This is a genomic window from Serratia montpellierensis (assembly GCF_020858655.1).
Lineage (GTDB): Bacteria > Pseudomonadota > Gammaproteobacteria > Enterobacterales > Enterobacteriaceae > Serratia > Serratia montpellierensis.
Map to the genome: position 1 here is coordinate 990,858 of NZ_VOSN01000013.1, position 3,440 is coordinate 994,297.

The 3,440-nt window shown below is 57.4% G+C and carries 3 protein-coding genes and 1 pseudogene; all 4 read left to right on the forward strand.

All coding sequences use genetic code 11. The features are described from left to right. Positions 1 to 449 (forward strand): LptF/LptG family permease (locus FUU19_RS16455; protein WP_230507220.1); only part of this gene is annotated, 449 nt, incomplete at its 5' end. Beyond that, entirely contained in the window at positions 446 to 1,525 is a 1,080-nt protein-coding gene (gene lptG / locus FUU19_RS16460) for an LPS export ABC transporter permease LptG (protein ID WP_230490712.1), read from the forward strand. The genes FUU19_RS16455 and lptG, both read left to right, overlap by 4 nt. A gap of 224 nt (positions 1,526 to 1,749) precedes the next feature. After that, the gene (locus tag FUU19_RS16465) at positions 1,750 to 3,252 is read left to right on the forward strand and encodes a Tle-like phospholipase domain-containing protein (protein ID WP_230490711.1); all 1,503 of its coding nucleotides are present in this window, start codon (positions 1,750 to 1,752) and stop codon (positions 3,250 to 3,252) included. After that, positions 3,249 to 3,440 (forward strand): annotated as a pseudogene (locus tag FUU19_RS16470) (ankyrin repeat domain-containing protein); the annotation flags it as partial. The gene FUU19_RS16465 and the pseudogene FUU19_RS16470, both read left to right, overlap by 4 nt.

Sequence of the window (3,440 nt, forward strand, 5' to 3'; positions counted from 1 at the left end):
CCGGCACCGCCTATGTGCTGGATCGCCAGGGCACCGACGACAACGGGCAGAACTACGACAACTTTGACATCGCGCTTAAACCGTTCGTGCCCAGCGCCGAGAGCCGGCACAAATCGGCCTCGCCGGCGGAGCTGGCGCGCTCCGCCGATCCGGGTGACGCCGCCGAACTGCAATGGCGCGAAAGCCGCGGGCTGACCACCGTGCTGATGGTGCTGCTGGCGATCCCCTTTAGCCGCATCAAGCCGCGACAGGGACGCTACGCCGCGCTGCTGCCCCTGACGGTGCTGTTTACCGTGATTTTCTACGGCGGCAACATTTGCCGCACGCTGGTGGCCAACGGCTCTCTGCCGACGATCCCCGGCGTTTGGCTGGTGCCGCTGGCGATGGCTGTCGGCATCGCCCTGCTGCTGGCGCGCGACTTATCCCTGCTGCGGAAACCCTCCCGATGACTATTTTTAGCCGTTACCTGATCCGCAACGTGTTCATCGGCTTCGCCGCCGCGGCCGGGCTGCTCATCCCGCTGTTCACCACCTTTACGCTGATCAACGAGCTGGAGGACGTGACCCCGGGCGGCTACCGCTGGCAGCAGGCGCTGCTGGTGACCGTGCTGACCCTGCCGCGCAGCCTGGTCGATCTGGGGCCGTTTATCGCGCTGCTCGGCGGCATCGTCGGGCTGGGGCAGCTGTCTAAAACCCTGGAGCTGACCGCGATCCGCTCCGCCGGGATGTCGATATTCCGCATTGCGCTGGTGATGCTCGCCGCCGGGCTGCTGATGAACCTGTCGCTCGGCGCCCTCGATGAATGGGCCGCCTCGCCGCTGCAGCAACGCGCGCTGCAAATGAAGAACAACGCCCTGGCGCAGTCGAACGATAACGACGTCACCGTGAACCCGCTGTGGGCGCGGCGCGGCAACGAGTTTGTGACGGTAAAAACCGTCGATGAGAACGACCAGCCCCACGGCATTGAGATCTTCCGTTATCAGGCCAACCGCGCGCTGGAATCTTACCTTTACGCCGACAGCGCCAGCACCGCCGCCGACGGCAGCTGGCTGCTGCACAACGTGATGCAGAAAAGCTGGCAAGGCGGAAAGGAGACGATTGAGCGGCAAAGCAGCCTGCCGTGGCGCTCGCTGTTCACCGTGCCGAGCCTGAAAGAGCTGACCCTGCCGGCCGGCAGCTTCTCGCTCCAACAGCTGGATCGCTATATCGATTACCTGCAGGGCTCGGGGCAGCCTAGCACCGAATACCGCCTGGCGCTGTGGAAAAAACTCGGCCAGCCCCTGCTGGTGCTGGCGATGATTTTGCTGGCCATCCCGTTTACCTTCACCGCCCCGCGTGCGCCCGGCATGGGCAGCCGGTTAGCGATCGGCGTGATCGTCGGGCTGCTGACCTACATCGCTTACCAGATCGTCCTCAACCTGGGATTGCTGTTCGCCCTCAACGCGCCCTTCACCGCCCTCGCCCCGCCGCTGCTGATTTTGGCGCTGGCGTTGGCGCTGGTTTATCGGTTTGATCGGCGGGGTTAAAAACCCGCAGCAGCCTTTGGAAAACAAGAACTTTCCGGTTAATAGTTGGCCGGCTTTACAAATCGGCCTGAGCCGTTATTATCCCTTATTTGGTGTCCTATGCGCCGTTAGCTACCGCTGACTGCCGTTCGATAACATGCCCCCTCAGGGCTCGATCGAGTGCAAGGAGTGCGAGCGCCCGCCTGAACAGGCCAAGACGCAGCAAGCAAAGGAAGAGACACGCTATGTTTTCCCGTTTGAAACTGCTGTATATCGCCGATGATATTATTTCACCTGATGAATTCCCCCGTATAGTCAGCCCTTCCAGCGCCTGTCACGGTCTTTCATACATGCCGGACAATGACATTCTGTCGCTTTTTTCTGGTTTTCGCGGTGGCGAACGGATCCGCCGTGAAGTCGGCGTTACGCAAAACGGAATAAGCTCTAACCTGCGCGCAAGAGTGCAGAGCGACCTGATGAGCGGCGTTGTCGTAGCGGTCGAAACCCGGCCCGGCGTGTTGGCGACGATGGGGCCATTTTACGCCGACATCGACGGCTACCTGATACCGCAGGGGAGACAAGAGCCCAACTACCCGGTGGACAAGATAGTGAAGCGGTACGAAGAGGCCGTGAAGTCTTACGGTGGCCGCCGGGCGCGCCCGTCCGTCTTCCCCGCACAAGTCACGCGGGCCAAACCGGCCCTTGGCCCTGATATCCCGGCGCAAGGTGGAAGAGCCTCACAGCCGGTCGTGTCTGGCCCCTTGACCAAAGCGCAACGCTGGCAGGAGCGAAAATACCTCATTGGCCGCGGGCAACGGAGTATCTACCCGGACGCCCGAATCGCCTCGGAACGCCTGGCGGCAAACAATGTCGCCGTCGAGAAGGCAAAGCTGGCGGAGAATATCTACAAGACCACGAATCCGCTAAAGGAGACTCCCGGCGTTCCCGAGGGTTGGAAAGATATCAGTAACGATAATGCTGCCCTGAGTAAAATTGGGCTAAACAGAAATATGCTCTTCGATAGAGATGAATCTCCGGATTTTTTGGCAAGGGTATATCAACCTGATAGCACTGTTTTTGGTAAAGAGATGAACCCAACGGTCGTGTTCAGAGGATCAAGAGCGCCAGAGTTCCCGGAGGGGATCGGCAGCGCCGCCAAAAAGGCCATTAGGGGCGATTTGTCAGGAATTAAAAATGTGAATGACTGGATAAATAATGGCGCGCAGGGGATGGGGGCGAAATCAGATTATTATAAGCAGGCGGTTAAAATAGGATTACAAGTAAAGAACTCCTCCGGCGTCGATATTTCTGGTCATTCATTGGGTGGGGGAATGGCCTCAGCTGCATCAATGACCAGTGGAAAACCCGCCTGGACGTTTAATGCAGCCGGACTCCATCATGGAACTCTAGGGAAATACGGAGCTGAGATGATTGGTTCAGTCAAGAACATACAAGCCTATCGAGTTGAGGGAGAACTGTTAACCACGTTACAGGAGGTTAATAGCGAAAGTGACTATGAGCTTATAAGAAATGCCCTGCCCGATTCTTTACAAAAACCCTGGGGCGTAGCATTGCCTTTCACCTTGAAAGAGTGGTCATCACTGGCGGTACCTGATGCCGCTGGCATACCGCACACTCTTGCCGGTGGGACAGGAACCCTGCTCGATAAACACGGTATAGACCAGACAATAACGTTGATTGAAGATCAGAAAGACGAGGATGTCGCCACTATCAGGGGGAGAATATGAGCAAGTTGATAATGGCCATGGCGTTACTGTTTACTGTTTTCATGATGCAAGGATGCAAAAAAAACATGGAATATGAACCACAGGATTTTTTTGAAGGCCGTCAACTGGAAGTCGCGCAGCTGATTTATGATGGCGATGAAGTGAAACTGAAAGAAAAGCTTCCCTCTATAAGCAAGGAAGAACTGAAT